18 protein-coding genes are annotated in these 15321 nt (G+C 56.2%); 6 read left to right on the top strand and 12 right to left on the bottom strand.

What is annotated here, in order from left to right; genetic code table 11:
• Positions 1-3: 3 nt before the first annotated feature.
• Both fdhD and NBV64_RS03845 read left to right on the top strand, forming a co-directional pair.
• Positions 4-870, top strand: coding sequence for a formate dehydrogenase accessory sulfurtransferase FdhD (fdhD, locus tag NBV64_RS03850; protein ID WP_022983232.1), 867 nt, complete (start codon positions 4-6; stop codon positions 868-870).
• The gene (locus NBV64_RS03845) at positions 867-1118 is read left to right on the top strand and encodes a formate dehydrogenase subunit delta (protein ID WP_009463888.1); all 252 of its coding nucleotides are present in this window, start codon (positions 867-869) and stop codon (positions 1116-1118) included. The genes fdhD and NBV64_RS03845 overlap by 4 nt, the downstream gene beginning before the upstream one ends.
• Positions 1119-1178: 60 nt before the next feature.
• On the opposite strand, the gene NBV64_RS03840 is transcribed toward NBV64_RS03845, so the two are convergent.
• Positions 1179-1640, bottom strand: a complete 462-nt coding sequence (locus NBV64_RS03840; protein ID WP_009463889.1) for a universal stress protein — start codon at positions 1638-1640, stop codon at positions 1179-1181.
• 87 nt (positions 1641-1727) lie between these two features.
• Positions 1728-2069: a protein tyrosine phosphatase family protein gene (locus NBV64_RS03835; protein ID WP_009463890.1), complete on the bottom strand. Its 342-nt coding sequence runs from the start codon at positions 2067-2069 to the stop codon at positions 1728-1730.
• Positions 2070-2119: 50 nt separating this feature from the next.
• On the opposite strand from NBV64_RS03835, the gene NBV64_RS03830 reads away from it, so the two are divergent.
• Positions 2120-2716 carry a GNAT family N-acetyltransferase gene (locus NBV64_RS03830; RefSeq protein ID WP_022983233.1) on the top strand — a complete coding sequence of 199 codons (597 nt, stop codon included), beginning with the start codon at positions 2120-2122 and terminating at the stop codon, positions 2714-2716.
• Positions 2717-2725: 9 nt separating this feature from the next.
• On the opposite strand, the gene NBV64_RS03825 is transcribed toward NBV64_RS03830, so the two are convergent.
• Positions 2726-3484 carry a ChbG/HpnK family deacetylase gene (locus NBV64_RS03825; RefSeq protein ID WP_250756719.1) on the bottom strand — a complete coding sequence of 253 codons (759 nt, stop codon included), beginning with the start codon at positions 3482-3484 and terminating at the stop codon, positions 2726-2728.
• A gap of 60 nt (positions 3485-3544) precedes the next feature.
• On the opposite strand from NBV64_RS03825, the gene NBV64_RS03820 reads away from it, so the two are divergent.
• On the top strand, positions 3545-3922 hold the full coding sequence (locus tag NBV64_RS03820; RefSeq protein ID WP_022983235.1) for a GtrA family protein: 378 nt from the start codon (positions 3545-3547) through the stop codon (positions 3920-3922).
• Here NBV64_RS03820 and NBV64_RS03815 read toward each other — a convergent pair.
• Together NBV64_RS03815 and NBV64_RS03810 are read right to left on the bottom strand one after the other, a co-directional pair.
• The gene (locus tag NBV64_RS03815) at positions 3861-5531 is read right to left on the bottom strand and encodes an ArnT family glycosyltransferase (protein WP_250756718.1); all 1671 of its coding nucleotides are present in this window, start codon (positions 5529-5531) and stop codon (positions 3861-3863) included. The genes NBV64_RS03820 and NBV64_RS03815 overlap by 62 nt on opposite strands.
• Positions 5532-5673: 142 nt before the next feature.
• The gene (locus tag NBV64_RS03810) at positions 5674-6693 is read right to left on the bottom strand and encodes a glycosyltransferase family 2 protein (protein WP_009463894.1); all 1020 of its coding nucleotides are present in this window, start codon (positions 6691-6693) and stop codon (positions 5674-5676) included.
• 343 nt (positions 6694-7036) lie between these two features.
• Here NBV64_RS03810 and NBV64_RS03805 point away from each other — a divergent pair, with 343 nt between their 5' ends.
• Complete coding sequence (locus NBV64_RS03805; RefSeq protein ID WP_009463895.1) at positions 7037-7441, top strand: group III truncated hemoglobin; 405 nt, start codon at positions 7037-7039, stop codon at positions 7439-7441.
• A gap of 2 nt (positions 7442-7443) precedes the next feature.
• Complete coding sequence (locus tag NBV64_RS03800) at positions 7444-7896, top strand: RrF2 family transcriptional regulator (protein WP_009463896.1); 453 nt, start codon at positions 7444-7446, stop codon at positions 7894-7896.
• Positions 7897-7980: 84 nt separating this feature from the next.
• On the opposite strand, the gene serA is transcribed toward NBV64_RS03800, so the two are convergent.
• From serA to NBV64_RS03765, 7 genes are all read right to left on the bottom strand, one after another.
• Positions 7981-9189 carry a phosphoglycerate dehydrogenase gene (gene serA / locus NBV64_RS03795; protein ID WP_250756717.1) on the bottom strand — a complete coding sequence of 403 codons (1209 nt, stop codon included), beginning with the start codon at positions 9187-9189 and terminating at the stop codon, positions 7981-7983.
• Positions 9190-9409: 220 nt separating this feature from the next.
• Positions 9410-10411 (bottom strand): cytochrome-c peroxidase, encoded by a 1002-nt coding sequence (locus tag NBV64_RS03790; protein ID WP_009462237.1) that lies wholly within the window; start codon positions 10409-10411, stop codon positions 9410-9412.
• A gap of 274 nt (positions 10412-10685) precedes the next feature.
• Positions 10686-11390, bottom strand: coding sequence for an ABC transporter ATP-binding protein (locus tag NBV64_RS03785; RefSeq protein ID WP_009462239.1), 705 nt, complete (start codon positions 11388-11390; stop codon positions 10686-10688).
• Complete coding sequence (locus tag NBV64_RS03780; RefSeq protein WP_009462241.1) at positions 11383-12204, bottom strand: ABC transporter ATP-binding protein; 822 nt, start codon at positions 12202-12204, stop codon at positions 11383-11385. The genes NBV64_RS03785 and NBV64_RS03780 overlap by 8 nt, the downstream gene beginning before the upstream one ends.
• Positions 12201-13163, bottom strand: coding sequence for a branched-chain amino acid ABC transporter permease (locus NBV64_RS03775; RefSeq protein ID WP_250756716.1), 963 nt, complete (start codon positions 13161-13163; stop codon positions 12201-12203). The genes NBV64_RS03780 and NBV64_RS03775 overlap by 4 nt, the downstream gene beginning before the upstream one ends.
• 3 nt (positions 13164-13166) lie before the next feature.
• Positions 13167-14087, bottom strand: a complete 921-nt coding sequence (locus NBV64_RS03770; protein WP_022983237.1) for a branched-chain amino acid ABC transporter permease — start codon at positions 14085-14087, stop codon at positions 13167-13169.
• Positions 14088-14107: 20 nt separating this feature from the next.
• Positions 14108-15277 carry an ABC transporter substrate-binding protein gene (locus NBV64_RS03765; protein WP_009462245.1) on the bottom strand — a complete coding sequence of 390 codons (1170 nt, stop codon included), beginning with the start codon at positions 15275-15277 and terminating at the stop codon, positions 14108-14110.
• Positions 15278-15321: the final 44 nt, after the last annotated feature.

The following is a 15321-nucleotide window of genomic DNA, read 5'->3' as shown; positions in this document are numbered from 1 at the left end:
CACGTGAGCCAGGCAGATTTTCGTGATGCTAGCGCCCCTGCCACCGTATGGCGGCAGGCGCGTACCCCAGCTGAAACACAAGCTGACACCCTGCCCCAAGAGGATCAGGATGCGCTGGCGCGCGAACAAGCCGTGGCTCTGGAGTTCAATGGCATCAGCCATAGTGCCTTGTTGTGCAGCCCCAGTGATCTGGAAGATCTGGCCTACGGATTCTCCATGACCGAGGGCATTATTCGTACCGCTGACGATATACGCGGCGTGGATGTGCTGGAAGGCGAGCGCGGCAGCCTGCTGCAAATCGAGATTGCCAGTGCCTGCCAGCATCAACTCAAGGCGCGTCGCCGTCAGCTGGCTGGCCGTACAGGCTGTGGCCTGTGTGGTCTGGAAAGTCTGGACGAGGTACGCCGACAGCTACCCCGTCTGGACGCTCCCGAGCACCGCCCCGATGCTGCCGCCATCTTCCAGGCCCTGGATGCCTTGCGCTCCAGCCAACCCTTGCATCGTCTGACGGGCGCTACCCATGCGGCGGCCTGGTGCAATCTGCAAGGTGATATCCTGGCCGTGCGCGAGGATGTAGGTCGCCATAATGCGCTGGACAAGCTGCTGGGCCACATGCTGCGCAACGATATTGATCCCCGCTCTGGCATGGTGCTGATCTCCAGCCGTGCCAGCTTCGAGATGGTCCAGAAGGCCGCTGCCATGGGCATCAACTTTGTGGTGGCCGTATCCGCCCCCACCGCCTATGCCGTGCAGATTGCCGATGAACTGGGTGTCATGCTGGCCGCCTTTGCCCGTGACCGCAGCTTCACGCTGTACAGCCATCCCCACTATCTGAATTCTGCCGAGTCACGCTCGGCCACATCACCATGAACATTGTTCCTTTGATTCCCATGGCCAACCAGATCGGTCAGTTCTTTGAAATCCTGAGCAATCGGGAGCAAGGACTGCGCGAGATTGCGGAACATATCCAGAAATTCTGGGACCCGCGCATGCGCCGCTCCCTGCTGGATTTTGTGGAACAAAATCCCAGCGGTAAAAGCGAAGATGGCGAGCTGCTGCCTATTGTTTTGCAGGCAGTCGTGACCCATAAACAGCAGCTGGAGCCACGCAGCCAATAAGACGTGCCGCAGACACAGAAAAGCCCGCCTAGGCGGGCTTTTTCTTTGGGCTGAAAACGATTAATCGCTTTCTTTGACGCGGTACACCAGCACGGTATTCTTGGCCATATTCAGCACCTTGATGGTCACGCTACCCAGCAACAGGCGGGAAAGACCACTGCGGCCGTGGCTACCGATAAATATCAGGTCGCAGCCTTCCTGCTCAGCGACCTGCACAATCCCATCGGCCACATTGAAATTCGATACGGATCTACCAGTGGCCTTGACGCCAGCGGTCTCGGCACGGTCCAGAATCTGCTGCAAGTACTTCTGCGACTGTTCCTTGGCAGTCTTGTCGTAGTCCTCGTCGGTGATGGCGTAGGCAGCAGCCATACCATCAAAACCAACGGTGGCAGCAAATGGCTGCGTCACGTGCAAAGCCAGAACCTCGGCACCAATTTGGCGGGCAAAGGTCACGCCTTTGTTGGCTGCTTGGGAGGAGAGCTCGGAACCGTCAGTTGGAATCAGAATTTTCTTGAACATGGCATAACCCCTTTGAATGGAGACAGATAGCTTACCGCTGCATACCGACACAGGACAAGCTAGTACAGACCTGAACCTTGAGCCAGGTCAGGATTCGTTCAATGCGCGGAACAATACGGCACAGCGAGTACCCGTGCGGCAGTAGGCCAAAGTCGGGCCTGGCAAGGCTTCAAGCAATTGACCAAAACGAGCAACATCAGCAGAAGTAATAGCGCTACCCACTACTGGCTGATATTCCACCTGCAAGCCTGCCGCCTGGGCGGCCTTCATCACGTCTGCCGACAAGGGCTGGTCGGGACCGCCTTCCATATCGGGACGGTTGATGATGACACTTTTAAAACCGGCATCGGCCACGGCTTGCATGTCCTCTCCCGATAATTGAGGGGCGACGGCCAATTGCTCGGTCAAAAACTGGTGCGGGAAGGACATAGAAACTCCTGAAATCGGGATAAACTAAATCAGTTCAAAGGAAAAATAGTATGTTCCCCCCCGATAGTACGCAAGTCCCTTTCTCTGCCTCCCTGCCGCAAGGCAATCACGCCAGTGCCTTGCTGATACGTCAGGCCACGTTGGACGATATGGCAGCGGTGCAAAACATCTATGCTTATCACGTACTGCACAGCACGGCGACCTTTGAACAACGCCCACCGGACGAACAGGAAATGCGTGCCCGCTTCACGCAAGTGCGCGAGCAGAATTTGCCCTGGCTGGTCGCAGAGCTGGACGGGCAGATCGTGGGCTATGCCTACGCAGGAACATATCGCTCCCGCCCGGCCTATCGCTTCACGATAGAAGACTCCATCTATCTGGCTCAAGGTCAGATTGGCAAAGGTCTGGGCAAAGCCTTGCTGGAACAATTGCTGCTGGAGTGTGAGAAAGGCCCGTGGCGGCAAATGGTGGCCATCATCTCCGGCCATGACAGCCGGGGCTCGATTGCCCTGCACCGTTCGCTGGGCTTTGCCCATGTAGGTACTCAGCCAGCCGTGGGCTATAAGTTCCAGCAGTGGATTGATGTGGTCATCATGCAGCGCAGTCTGGGTGACGGCAGCCAAAGCCAGCCAGCCCAGACGCCCTGATCTTCCTTCTCAGGCAATGCGCAGGCTGTATTGATCCAGCCATTGCTGCATCTCATCGCCAGCCAGCACCTCGTACTCTGCCTGACGTTGCAAGCCCACAGGATCGTCCTGCACGCTGCTCAAGGAGGGATGGCACATCATGCTGTCCCCGTGCTGCATCACCGCCAGCCAGGCTTTGACCAAGGCGCTGTAACGCTCCTTGCCACCCTGAAAGTCGTACACGCCGGTGAAGCCGGTATTCAAGGTGACGCCTTTGGCTCTGGCCAGGCGCAGCAAATCCTTGGAACCCAGCCCGGCAATAATCTGCGCCTTGAATCTGTCTTTAAACGCGAAACTCGTAGCCAGACGCTGGGCGCCGGTATAACGCAGCCAAGGCATGGAAGCGGCATAACGGCGCTCCATTTCTGCCAGCAAGGCCTCGCGTATCATGGGTAGCTGATGCACGTGCTGATGCCCGTCGATATAGTCCGGGCCCTGCCCCATCACCTCCTCAAAACGATCCAGCTGGCGAGCCACGCTATCCTTGACCTTCTGGGCATCCAGACGATGCAGCAGGCTGCGGATAATCACCTGCTTGAGCGGCATGGCATACACGCCCGCTTGGGAAGCAAACTCGGTAAAATTCAGGTGCAAACCTTTTTGCAGCGTGCTCTGGTGCAGTGCTGGTGCATTTTGCACAAAGCTGTCCCCATCGACCAGGCAGGATGTTCCTGTCAGGCGCCGGGCCTGGGCCAATTTCAGTATGGCCTCGTCCACGGCGGGGGCCATGCCAAAATCATCCGCGCATATACTGATCTGCCTGTCCTTGGCCACTGCTCGCTCCGCTTTATGTCTCGTCAAATCATTCTGTTCATACTGGTCGGCACTTTGGCCGCCTTCACGCACTGGGGCATTGTAATCGCCCTGGTGCAAACGCTGAGCCTGTCTCCGCTGCTGGCCAATCTTTTTGGCTGGCTGATTGCGTTCCTGGTGTCCTTTGGTGGCCACTACTGGCTGACATTCCGCTCCCAGAATGCCCGCTTTCTGCCGGCTCTGACACGTTTTTTTCTGGTGTCTGCCGCTGGCTTCGCCGTCAACGAAGCCAGCTATGCGTTTTTACTGAATCATTCCGGTCTGCGCTACGACTTGCTGCTGGGCCTGATTCTTATCGGTTTGGCTGTGCTGACGTTTCTGGCTGGGCGGCTTTGGGCGTTCCGCCGCACATAAGCTCGTACTCGTCGTGATCAAAGCGCCATAGAGCAATACGCTGATCTTCATACAGGCGCTGAGCATGGTTAAGCACCTGGCTTTGGCGCACGGCATCTGGCGAGCCGATCAACCAGACGACCGCCTTGCTGTCCCGACATAACTGCTGACGAAGGGTTGCCCGATCTATCAAGGTCAGCGCCCCACGTTGCGGCTCAAAGCGAGCTGCCTCCAGCAGCTCCTTGCGCCAACTATCGGTGCGCATGATTTCCGGATCATCCCAGCGCCCCATCACGCTGATGTTCTTCAGGCCCGGAACATAGAAGCCCAGGTCATAACGGTAATTATTCAGAAAGACGACACGGTCACCCTTTTGGTATTCACTGGCCAGTACACGGCCCAAGGCCTGACTGTTGACCTGTGGGCGCAGCATCATCGTCGCCACGGCAAACGCACAAATCGCAACACAAACACCCAGGCTCCAGACCGCAAAGCGCTCTACCTTTGCTTCTCCATCCCGCTGACTGCGGCGAATCACCACATCCGCCAGAAAAAAAGCCCAAGGGCCAATCGCAGGCAGGACATAGCCCACCAGCTTGGACGAAGGAATGGAAAAGAAAACCAGCACAGTCAGCAATGCCGACAGCATCAAGCCCCGTATCGCTCCCAAACCGTCGGAAGCATTAACAGAACCACGAAAGCGCTTGAACAAGAATGGCGTCCAACCCAAGGTGGCAACAGGCATCAGGGCAAAGTAGAACCAGAAAGGCTGAGGGTTGTTAAAGCCGGCTTCCAGAAAACGCTGGAAGTGCTGATAGACGATGTAATAGTCAAAAAAACCGGGGTAGCGCGCTTGCATGGCCCACATCCAGGGCGTGGCAACCAGCAGCAAAACCCCCAGGCCTGTCACAGAAAACAGACGCAACAAAGTACGCCACTGGCCTCGACCCAGCAGCCAGAACACCAAGATACCGCCGGGGATCAAAATCCCGATCAAGCCTTTTGCCAGAAAAGCCAGGCCTGCGGTGGCATACAGCCCCATCAAGGCCCAACGATAGGAGCGCCCTTGCTCCATCTGCAAGGCAGCATGACCACCCAAGAGCACACAGCTACTGATCAAGGCAGCAACCGTCATGTCCAGATTGGCGTAATGGGAAGCACCGAAAAGCAGGGGGCTGCTGACCAGAATCAAAGCCGTCCAGCCCGCATGTTGCTGGCTGGCATGACGCTTCAAGAACGCGTGCATACCGGCAATCAACAAGGCCGCCATCAAGGCAGGTACCAGACGAGCAGCCACAAAATTCACCCCCAACACTTTCAGGCTCAGGGCAGTCAGCCAATAATGCAAGGGGGGTTTATGGAAAAACGGCAGGCCGTCCAGACGCGGCACCAGATAATCACCGGATTCCAGCATGGACAGGGCCACGCCGACATAACGCCCCTCATCCGGAATCAATAAGGGGTACGCCCCCAGGGTCAGCGCAAACCACAGCAGTGCCAGCAGCCCCACGGACACACTAGAGAGCGTACCCAGGCGCTGGACGCCGCAACGTAAGCAATAGGCCGGTCCACGCGCTTGTCCAAGCGGTAGTGTTGCACCGGAAGAGGAAAAGGAATTATCGATACTCATCGCTCAAAGCCAAACCAATAGGGGTAGGCAGCTACTTGCGTAGCTGTCGAAGCGATCCAGAGTATCGATGTAGCGTTCAATTACAAATGAGAGCAGTTCGCCAATTAAACGATCCGGCCTGCCTTCAAAACCAGGCTTGCCTTCAGCCTTGCTGCGGGTCCTGATCGGGGGTCGCTAACTGCTTCTGGTCAGGTGCCGGTTCAGAGGCCTGAGCCAGTCCCTGCCCACGGCGACGATGCACCAGATACAAGGGCCGGTGCTTGACCTCGGCAAAGATGCTGGCGACATACTCGCCCACCACACCCAGCGAGAGCATATTCACCCCCGCGAAAAACAGTACCACCGTAATCAAGGTTGTCCAGCCCCGAACGGCATCCCCATACAACAAGTGCTTGAAGATAATGAACAAGCCGTAGCTGAAAGACAGCATGGCCAACACTGCACCTAACAAGCTTAACAAACGCAGTGGCCAGGTGGTGAATGCCGTCAAACCATCCACCGCAAAGCGCAATAGTTTAGTGGGACGGAATCGGCTGACACCATGCAAGCGTTCGGCAGGCGAGTAGTAAATGGGCTCGGACGGAAAACCCACCCAGGCAAACAAGCCTTTCATAAAGCGGCTGCGTTCGGGCAAGGCCATCAAGGCATCAACGACGCAGCGATCCATCAGGCGAAAATCGCCTGCATCACGCGGCACACGCAAACCGTTAGAGGTGCGCATCAGCTTGTAAAACAAACTGGTGCCCGCCCGCTTCATCCAGGTCTCGTCGTCACGGGTTTCCCGCACGGCATAGACCATTTCCAGGCCTGTAGACCAGCGCTCCAGCATAGCTTCGATCAAGGCAGGGGGATGCTGCAAATCCGCATCCATGCACACGACTACCTGCCCGCGGCTGGCCTCCAGCCCTGCCGTCAACGCTGCCTCTTTGCCAAAGTTGCGCGATAACTGCAAATAGACCAGTTGAGGGTAAGTTTGACGCAATTGCTCAATAACCAAAGGCGTTGCGTCTGTACTGCCATCGTCAACGAAAATGATTTCAAAGTCCGGAACCAGTTCGCGCAACTTTGCCACCAAAACCGGCAGCAATGCGGGCAGGTTTTCTGCTTCATTCAAACCAGGGATAACGCAAGAAAGCGTTTGGGCCTGTCGTTTTGTAATCATTATTCCTTGAGCACCGTACTGTAACAAAACCATGGTCTAGCCAACAAAAAGTAATCGTAGCCCGCCAGACCGCCTAGTGCAATTTACCTTCGGTGATACTTGTCTTTCTTAAAGAGCACCGTTCAAGACTTGTACAGCCCTTGCAAGCCGGCCAGACTGGCCAAACACCGCAAACGCAACATCCATACGCTGAAACGTGCAAGCAGTGTAGGAAAGCAAGCGTTGAATCAGCGTGAAATCCAGCGTGAAAATGTTCCGTTCCCAAGCGTTTTCTTTCCGGCTTGACCCCGATGAGTCATACCAATAAGATAGATAAAATATATATCTTTAAATTCAAAATATTATGGCTCTCAACCCTTTGTGTACCCGCCAGGAAATTCATGACCTGGTCTGGGACTTTTACGATCGTATCCGCATGGACGATGTCCTTGGCCCCATTTTCTCCGAGCGCATCAAGGATTGGGATACGCATCTGGGCGTAATGGAAGAGTTCTGGTCATCTCTATTACTCAAGACCGATGGCTTCAATGGCAATCCCATGGCCAAGCATTTGTCGCTCAAGCATATTCAGGCCAGCCACTTTGAACAATGGCTACGCCTGTTCAAGGAAACCTGCCAGGAGCGTGAAAACCAGGCCATGGCCGCGCTGGCATTGGAATATGCCCAGCGCATCGCCCGCAGCTTCTGGTTTGGCTACCAGTTCCAGCACAACCCCACTCAAGTGGCCAGCGAGCTGCAACTGCCCTGATCATGCGTCTGACCAACCTTACCGACTACGCCCTGCGTCAATTGATGTATCTGGGTCAGAACGAAGACAGGCTCTGTACCATCGCGGAAATTGCCCAGTACCACCAGATTTCCCAAGCCCATCTGATGAAAGTCACCCACCTGCTCGCCAAGGGCGGATGGATTCAGACACAGCGCGGGAAAAACGGCGGAATGCGGCTGGCCCGTGCGCCGGAAGACATCAATCTGGGCGAGCTGGTGCGCTATACCGAAACCGATCTGGCGGTGGTGGAGTGCCTGGGCAGCGGCACCCACTGCATCCTGAGCGGTCGCTGCAACCTGAGCAACATCCTTAAACAGGCGCTGGTCCAGTTCCTGAGTTATCTGGATAACTACACCTTGCGCGACATTATTGTGCCCGGCAGCAGCCCGGAACAGACGATTGCCTGGCCCACCAAGTCCATGCACTCGGCCTGATAGCAGACGGACGGATAGCAGACGAGCAGACGGCCCCGGACTCAAAAGAATCCGGGGCCGTTTGTTTAGGGTCCGACTACCGCTTCAAGCCGGGAAAATCAGATCGCTCCGTACAGTACCAGGATGGGCACGCACAGCTTCCAGCAAACCCTGCTCGGGCACACGATCCAGATCCGTCATGGCATAACCCAACTCGCCTTGCGTTTGCAGCTGCTGGCGGGTGATGTTGATACCGTGCTGGGCCAGAATATTGTTCAAGCTACCCATCGCGCCGGGAACGTTGCGATGAACATGCAGCAGACGCACAGCACCCTGGATGTCGTAGTAAGACACTTCGGGGAAGTTCACCGCGCCCTTGGTAGCGCCGCTACGCAAGTAGCTAACCAGTTTCTCGGCCACTTCACGGCCAATGTTTTCCTGGGATTCCTGAGTACTACCGCCAATATGCGGCGTCAGGATCACATTAGGCATACCGATCAAGGGGCTCTTCAACGGTTCGTCCACGCTTTTCGGTTCGGTTGGGAACACGTCCAGCGCAGCACCCGCCAGATGACCGCTGACCAAGGCTTGGTGCAAGGCATCAATATCCACCACCGTACCGCGCGAAGCATTGATCAGGATGGAGCCGGGTTTCATGGCCGCAATCGTCTCGGCATTCATGATGTTATGCGTGCCCTGCCCGCCTGGTACGTGCAAGGTGACCACATCGGACTCGGCCAGCATCTGCTTCAGGCTGCCATAGACACGGGCATTGCTCAGCGGCAGTTTGGATTCCACATCATGGTAGAGCACACGCATACCCAGCGCTTCGGCCAGAGTACCGACTTGGGAACCAATATTGCCGTAACCAATCACGCCCAAAGTCTTGCCACGGATCTCGAAAGCGCCATCGGCACTTTTGTCCCAGAAACCCTGGTGTACGCGCAGGTTCTTCTCGGGGATACGACGTAGCAACAAGATGGCCTCACCCAGCACCAGCTCGGCAACGGAGCGGGTATTGGAGAACGGCGCATTAAAGACCGGTACACCATAGTTCTGGGCTTGATCCAGATCCACCTGGTTGGTACCAATACAAAAGCATCCCAGCACTTTGAGCTGGTCTGCGTGCTCCAGCACCCGCCTGTCAAACTGGGTACGGGAACGAATTCCGACAACTTCGGCGCCTTTGACAGCGTCCAGCAGCTCCTGACCCGACAAGGCTCCCTTGTAGGTCTGAATATCGGTCAAACCCGCAGCCTCAAAAACTTCACGGGCGCTAGGATGAATGTTCTCAAACAGGACAATGCGACTCATGATGGTTCCAGTCATTGAAATAGTATCTAAATGGTACTATTTTTTTAGCCCGCCTGATCGAGCATCAACAATAACAGCAGGGGATTCTTGTCTTGAACGCCAAGCAAGGCCATGAATCCACAGCCAAATACAAAAACCCAGGCCAGGAAAATAAAAAATCCAGGACCTGGGTCACTTCAAGGCGGCCTAGCTCATGAAAAGCCGCCTGAATAGCCTGCTATCAAGAACCAAATGGCACCGGACGTGGTGTGTTGTCACGCGAAGGTGGCAGGATTGGCAGCACGATTTCAGGCTGTTTGCCCGTCAGCGTTTTCAGGAACGCGACGATCTGGGCATTTTCCTCTGCAGAGAAACTGCGACCCAACTGCAGACGACCCATTGTATCCACGGCTTCAGTCAAGGTATTGACGGCACCATCGTGGAAGTAAGGGTAGGTCAGCTCGACGTTACGCAAGGTAGGAACCTTGAAGTTGAAACGGTCAGCATCCTTACCCGTCACAGCCGCACGGCCTTCAGCCGGGTTGGTGGTTTGGTACGGCTCGATCAGACCCATTTTCTGGAAGGAGGTACCGCCCAGATTAGGACCGTTGTGGCAGGCCACACAACCACTATTCTTGAACAGTTGATAGCCAGCCAGCTCCTGATCGGTAATGGCTTTCTTGTCGCCCTTCAGCCAAAGGTCAAAGCGCGAATCAGGCGTCACCAAGGTTTCTTCAAAGGCGGCAATTGCGGAGGTGACTTCATCAATGCCGAAGTCGGCCTTGCCAAAGACTTGCTTGAACTCGGCCTTGTACTCGGGGATGGAGCTCAGGAACTCCATGGCCAGCTCGTGTGTGAACGCCATTTCCTTGGGGTTGGCAATCGGGCCACCGGCCTGCTCTTTCAGGTCGCTGGCACGGCCGTCCCAGAACTGGGCCACGTTCAGGCTGGAGTTCAGGACGGTAGGCGAGTTGATGGGGCCTTCCTGCCAGCGATCCCCGATGGAGGTACGGATATTGTCCGTGCCACCCATGCTCAGGTTATGACAGGAGTTACAGGAGATGAAACCAGAACGGGACAGGCGAGGTTCAAACCACAGTTTCTTGCCCAGTTCAACGCGTGCCGGATCAGTGACAACTGCGGCGGGAATCGGCTGTACAGGCTCATTTTCCTGAGCTTGCGCGGCACTGCCGAGCAGTAGACCGGCGGCCAGAGCAGAGAGAGTGAACAGGCGTAATTTCATAACAACTTCCTTATGGGATGACAGAGCTTCCTGCCAGTGAGTGGTCCGGATAGGACCCATAACCCTGCTGGCCTTATGGACATCGTAAGGAATGCCATTTCATTACACATTGATACATCGCAAGGAAATAATCTTTCCAGAGATGCTTAGGGAACTTTCAGAAGAAAGTGCAACTCCTCCGCCACAATCCCCTATAGCGCCTTGACGATAAGCATAAAAAATGCCGCCTGCAATCAAGCAGGCGGCATCTTGGGATTGTTGCAGTTTGTTTTTTTTACACGCCCAGATAGCGCGTCCACAAGGTGCGATCAGCCCCCAATGCTTCGGAGTTCCCCTGCCAGACCAATTTGCCACGTTCCAGAATAATGTGGTGATCCGACAAGGCCATCAGCCGCTCGACATATTTGTCGATCAGCAAGATGGTTTGCCCTTCTTCACGCAAGACGGCCAGACAGTTCCAGATTTCTTCACGCACCTTGGGCGCCAGTCCCTCGGAGGCTTCATCCAGAATCAGCAGCTTGGGGTTGGTGACCAGCGCACGGCCAATGGCTAGCATTTGCTGTTCACCGCCCGAGAGCTGGTTGCCCATATTGGACGCACGCTCACGCAAGCGCGGAAAAAAGTCATAGACACGCTCGGGCGTCCAGGTCTTGTTGGCTTTGGGGTTGCGGTTGCAAGCAAAGGCCGTCAAGTGCTCGGCCACGGTCAGGTTGGGAAAGCACTGACGCCCTTCGGGCACAATGGCAATCCCGGCACGGGCAATACGGTCCGGATTCCAGCCCGCAATGGACTGGCCGTCGAACTTCACATCGCCGCCGCGCACCGGCAACTGGCCCAGAATGGTTTTCAGCAAGGTGGTCTTGCCCATGCCATTACGGCCCAGCACAGTCACAACCTGCCCGCTACGAATGGACAGATCTACCCCGAACAGCACCTGGCTGGCGCCATAGCCGCTTTGTAATTGAGTCGTTTCAAGCATGGCTTTCCACCTTGGTTGGAACTGGCGTGTCGTCGTCGCCCAGATAAGCTTGACGCACAGCCTCGTTATCGCGGATTTCGGCAGCCGTGCCGGTAGCAATAATGTGCCCCGCCACCAGCACAGAAATCCGGTCAGCCAGACGGAAAACGGCTTCCATATCATGCTCGACCAGCAACATGGTGGCTTTGCCACGCATGGTTTCGATCAATTCAGTCAGGCGCAGCGTTTCGTCCGGCCCCATCCCGGCCATAGGCTCATCCAGCAGCAGAACTTGCGGACGGCTGGCCAAAGCCAGGGCGAATTCCACCTTGCGCTGCTCGCCATGCGGCAACACACCGGCCTGGGTATGCAGCAAGGACGCATCAATGGCACATTCGGCAGCCAAAGCACGGGCTTGCTCGTACAGCTCGGTTTCCGCCTGGCGCGCACGCCAGAAGCGGAAGCTGCTGCCACTGCATGCCTGCAAAGCCAGCACCAGGTTATCCAGCACCGTGTAGTTCTTGAAGATGTTGGTGATCTGGAACGAACGAGCCAGACCGGCAGCCACACGCTGGTGACCCGACAAGGAAGTCACATCCCGGCCACCCAGCAAGAGCTGGCCCGAATCCGGGGTCAAGGTGCCCGACAGCAAGTGAATCAGGGTCGATTTACCTGCGCCGTTCGGGCCGATCAAACCATGAATTTCACCGGGCACCAGGTCCAGGGACACATCATTGGTAGCCTGCAAAGCACCAAAGCGCTTCATCAGACCACGCGCTTGCAAAGCGGCCGAGCCGCTGCCCGCCTTGGAGGCGGTTGCTATCGTGTTCGTCATGCTTGCTCCTTGGCGGTAGTAGCGGGATCAGCGGCCGAGCGGATACGCACCAGTCCGGCCAGCCCCTTGGGTGCAAAAAACACCACCAGCAGCAACAAGATACCCAAAGGCATGTGCCAGTACTCGGTCCAGTTGCGCAGCAACTCTTCCAGCACCAACATCACGAACGCGCCCAGAGCACCGCCATACAGCAAGCCAATCCCCCCCACCAGCACCATGATGATCAGGTCAGCCGACTGGGTCCAGTTCATCAGGCTAGGCGAGACAAACAGGTTGTGGTTAGCCAGCAAGGCACCGGCCAGACCCATGATGGCTCCGCTCAAGGTGTAAGCCGTCAGGCGAATGCGGTAGACGGGGTAACCCAAGGTTGTCATGCGGCTTTCGTTTTCACGCGTGCCCATCAAGGCCTGCCCGAAACGGGCTTTAACCAGACGATTGAACAGGAACAGCACCGCCACCAGAATAGCCAGAACCAGGTAGTAAAAGCTCAGCTCATTGCTCAGATCAATCCCGGGCAAGGAGGAATGGCTGTACATGTTCAGGCCGTCCTCGCCACCGTACTGGCGCAAGGAAATGAACAGATAAAAGATCATCTGGGCAAACGCCAGCGTGATCATGATGAAGTACACACCACGAGTACGCAGCGACACGGCACCGGTCAGGAAAGCCAGCAAGCCGGAGATCACCATGGCGGCAGGCCAGGCAATCAGGCCGCTTTGCACGCCTTCGGTAGCCAGGATACCCACGGTGTAGGCCCCTGCCCCGAAAAACGCGGCATGGCCCAGGGCCACCATCCCGCCATAACCCAGCACCAGATTCAAGGCGCTAGCAGCCAGGGCATAGATGAAGATACGGCGTACAAACGAAATGTAGAACTCAAGTCCGTACATCGGTGCAATCAAGGGGAAAGCCAATAAGGCCACCAGCACCAGGGCGGAAAAAATACGCGAAGTAGACATACATTAACCTCGCGCCGGGAACAGGCCCGAAGGACGGAAAACAAGAACAACCGCCATCAGGACATAGATCGAAATGGCAGCAATCGTAGGACCGACGCTGGAAGCCACATCTGCCGGGAAAACGTTACGCAGCAACATGGGCAGGAATGCACGGCCAGCGGTATCAACCATACCCACCAGCAAGGCCCCTACAAACGCGCCACGAATCGAGCCAATCCCGCCAATCACGATGCAGACCAGAACCAGGATCAGAATGTCCTCGCCCATACCGATCTGAACCGCGGTAATCGGACCCAACAAGGCACCGGCCAGCGCAGCCAGAGCGGCTCCCAGAGTGAACACACCCAGGAACAGAATAGGCACACGCACCCCCATCAGGGTGGCCATTTGTCGATTGGAGGCTCCTGCACGCACCAGCACCCCAGCCCGTGTTTTGGTCACGAAGGCATACAGGGCCAGCGCCATCACCAGACCGACCGCAATAATCATCAGACGGAAGGCGGGATAGAGAAAGTCAGGCAAGAGTTCTACCGGCCCGGACAACAAGGCAGGCATATTCAACATAACGGGGGTTGGGCCCCAAATCATTTTGACCACATCATTGGCGATCAAAATAACGGCATAGGTTCCCAGTACCTGAGCCAGGTGATCACGAGTGACCAGCTTGCGCAGAATGAGAATTTCCAAGGCAATACCGACCAGGGCTGTCACCGCCACCGCCACCACAATGGCGGCGGTAAAAGACCCTGTACGCTGCATGGTTTCCGCGGCCACATAGGCTCCCGCCATATAGAGGGAGCCGTGGGCCAGGTTCATGATATCCATAATGCCGAAGACCAACGTCAGGCCCGCGGCAATCAGAAACAACATCAAACCAAACTGCAAACCATTCAGCAATTGCTCGCTAATCAGAATGAGCGACATGCTTTTACCACCTGTGAATCTTAATTAAGTTTGCATTCTTTGGCGTAGACGTCCTGGTAGGAGTCAAACACCTTGCTGACCATACGGTTCACAAGACGTCCGTCCTGATCCTTGACCACTTCACGCAAGTAATAAGCCTGCACGGGGAAGTTGTTGTTGCCGTAGGTAAATGGGCCGCGAACCGAGTTGTAGTCGGCGGCTTTCAGTGCCTTGAGCACCGCTTCGCGGTCGGATACCTTGCCATCAACCTGTTTGACGGCGGCGTCAATAGCCAGAATCACGTCATAGGCCTGAGCAGCGTAAACCGATGGATAGCGGCCGTCGTAGGCTTTGCGGAACTCTTCCACAAAGGTCTTGTTGGCAGGAACATCCAGGTCAGGCGACCACTGAGCCGTGTTCAACATGCCCAGGATAGGCTCGCCCACGGCGGGGATGATGTCCTCGTCACCCGAGAAGGCTGGGCCCAGCAACACCACATCTTTATTCAGGCCAGCGGCCACGAACTGTTTGATGAAGTTGATGCCCATGGCACCGGGCAGGAAGAAGAACACGGCCTGGGGCTTGGCCGCACGGATCTGTGCCAGTTCAGCCGAGTAGTCAATCTGGCCCAGCTTGGTGTAGAGCTCGTCGTTGACGGGTTTGCCGTAACCACGCTTGAAGCCGTTCAGGTGATCCTTGCCGGCCGGATAGTCAGGGGCAATGATGAACATTTTTTCGTAGTTGCGATCCGCAGCCACTTTACCGGCGGCCTCGTCAAAGGCGTCGTTCTGGTAGGACACACCAAAGAAGTACGGATTACAACCGGCACCGGCCAGTTGGCTGGGGCCCGGGTTGCTGGTCAGGTAAGGCACTTTGGCCGAGAACAGGGCGGGAGCCACTGCCAGTGCCACGTTGGAACCCACGGGGCCGGTAAAGAAGTCGATCTTGTCGCGCTGCACGAAGCGATTGACCAATTGGCGGGCCTGGTCGGGGTTACCGGCCATATCCTGTTGAATGAACTCGGCCGGGAAACCGCCCAGCTTGCCGTCCAGTTGTTTGATGGCCAGATTAAAGCCATCACGAACTTCACCACCAACGGCAGCGAACGGACCGGATGTGTCCATTGCCATCCCCACTTTGATGGTATCGGCATGAGCCAAAGAACCGCCAAAAGCCGCCGCCAGAGCTACGGTCAATGCAATACGTTTCATGTTATCTCCTTGCGCCACCGCGCTTATAGGCTGTCTTTAAATAA

Source organism: Alcaligenes sp. DN25 (assembly GCF_023674485.1).
GTDB lineage: Bacteria > Pseudomonadota > Gammaproteobacteria > Burkholderiales > Burkholderiaceae_B > Alcaligenes > Alcaligenes phenolicus.
This window is presented reverse-complemented; position numbering and strand designations above follow the sequence as displayed.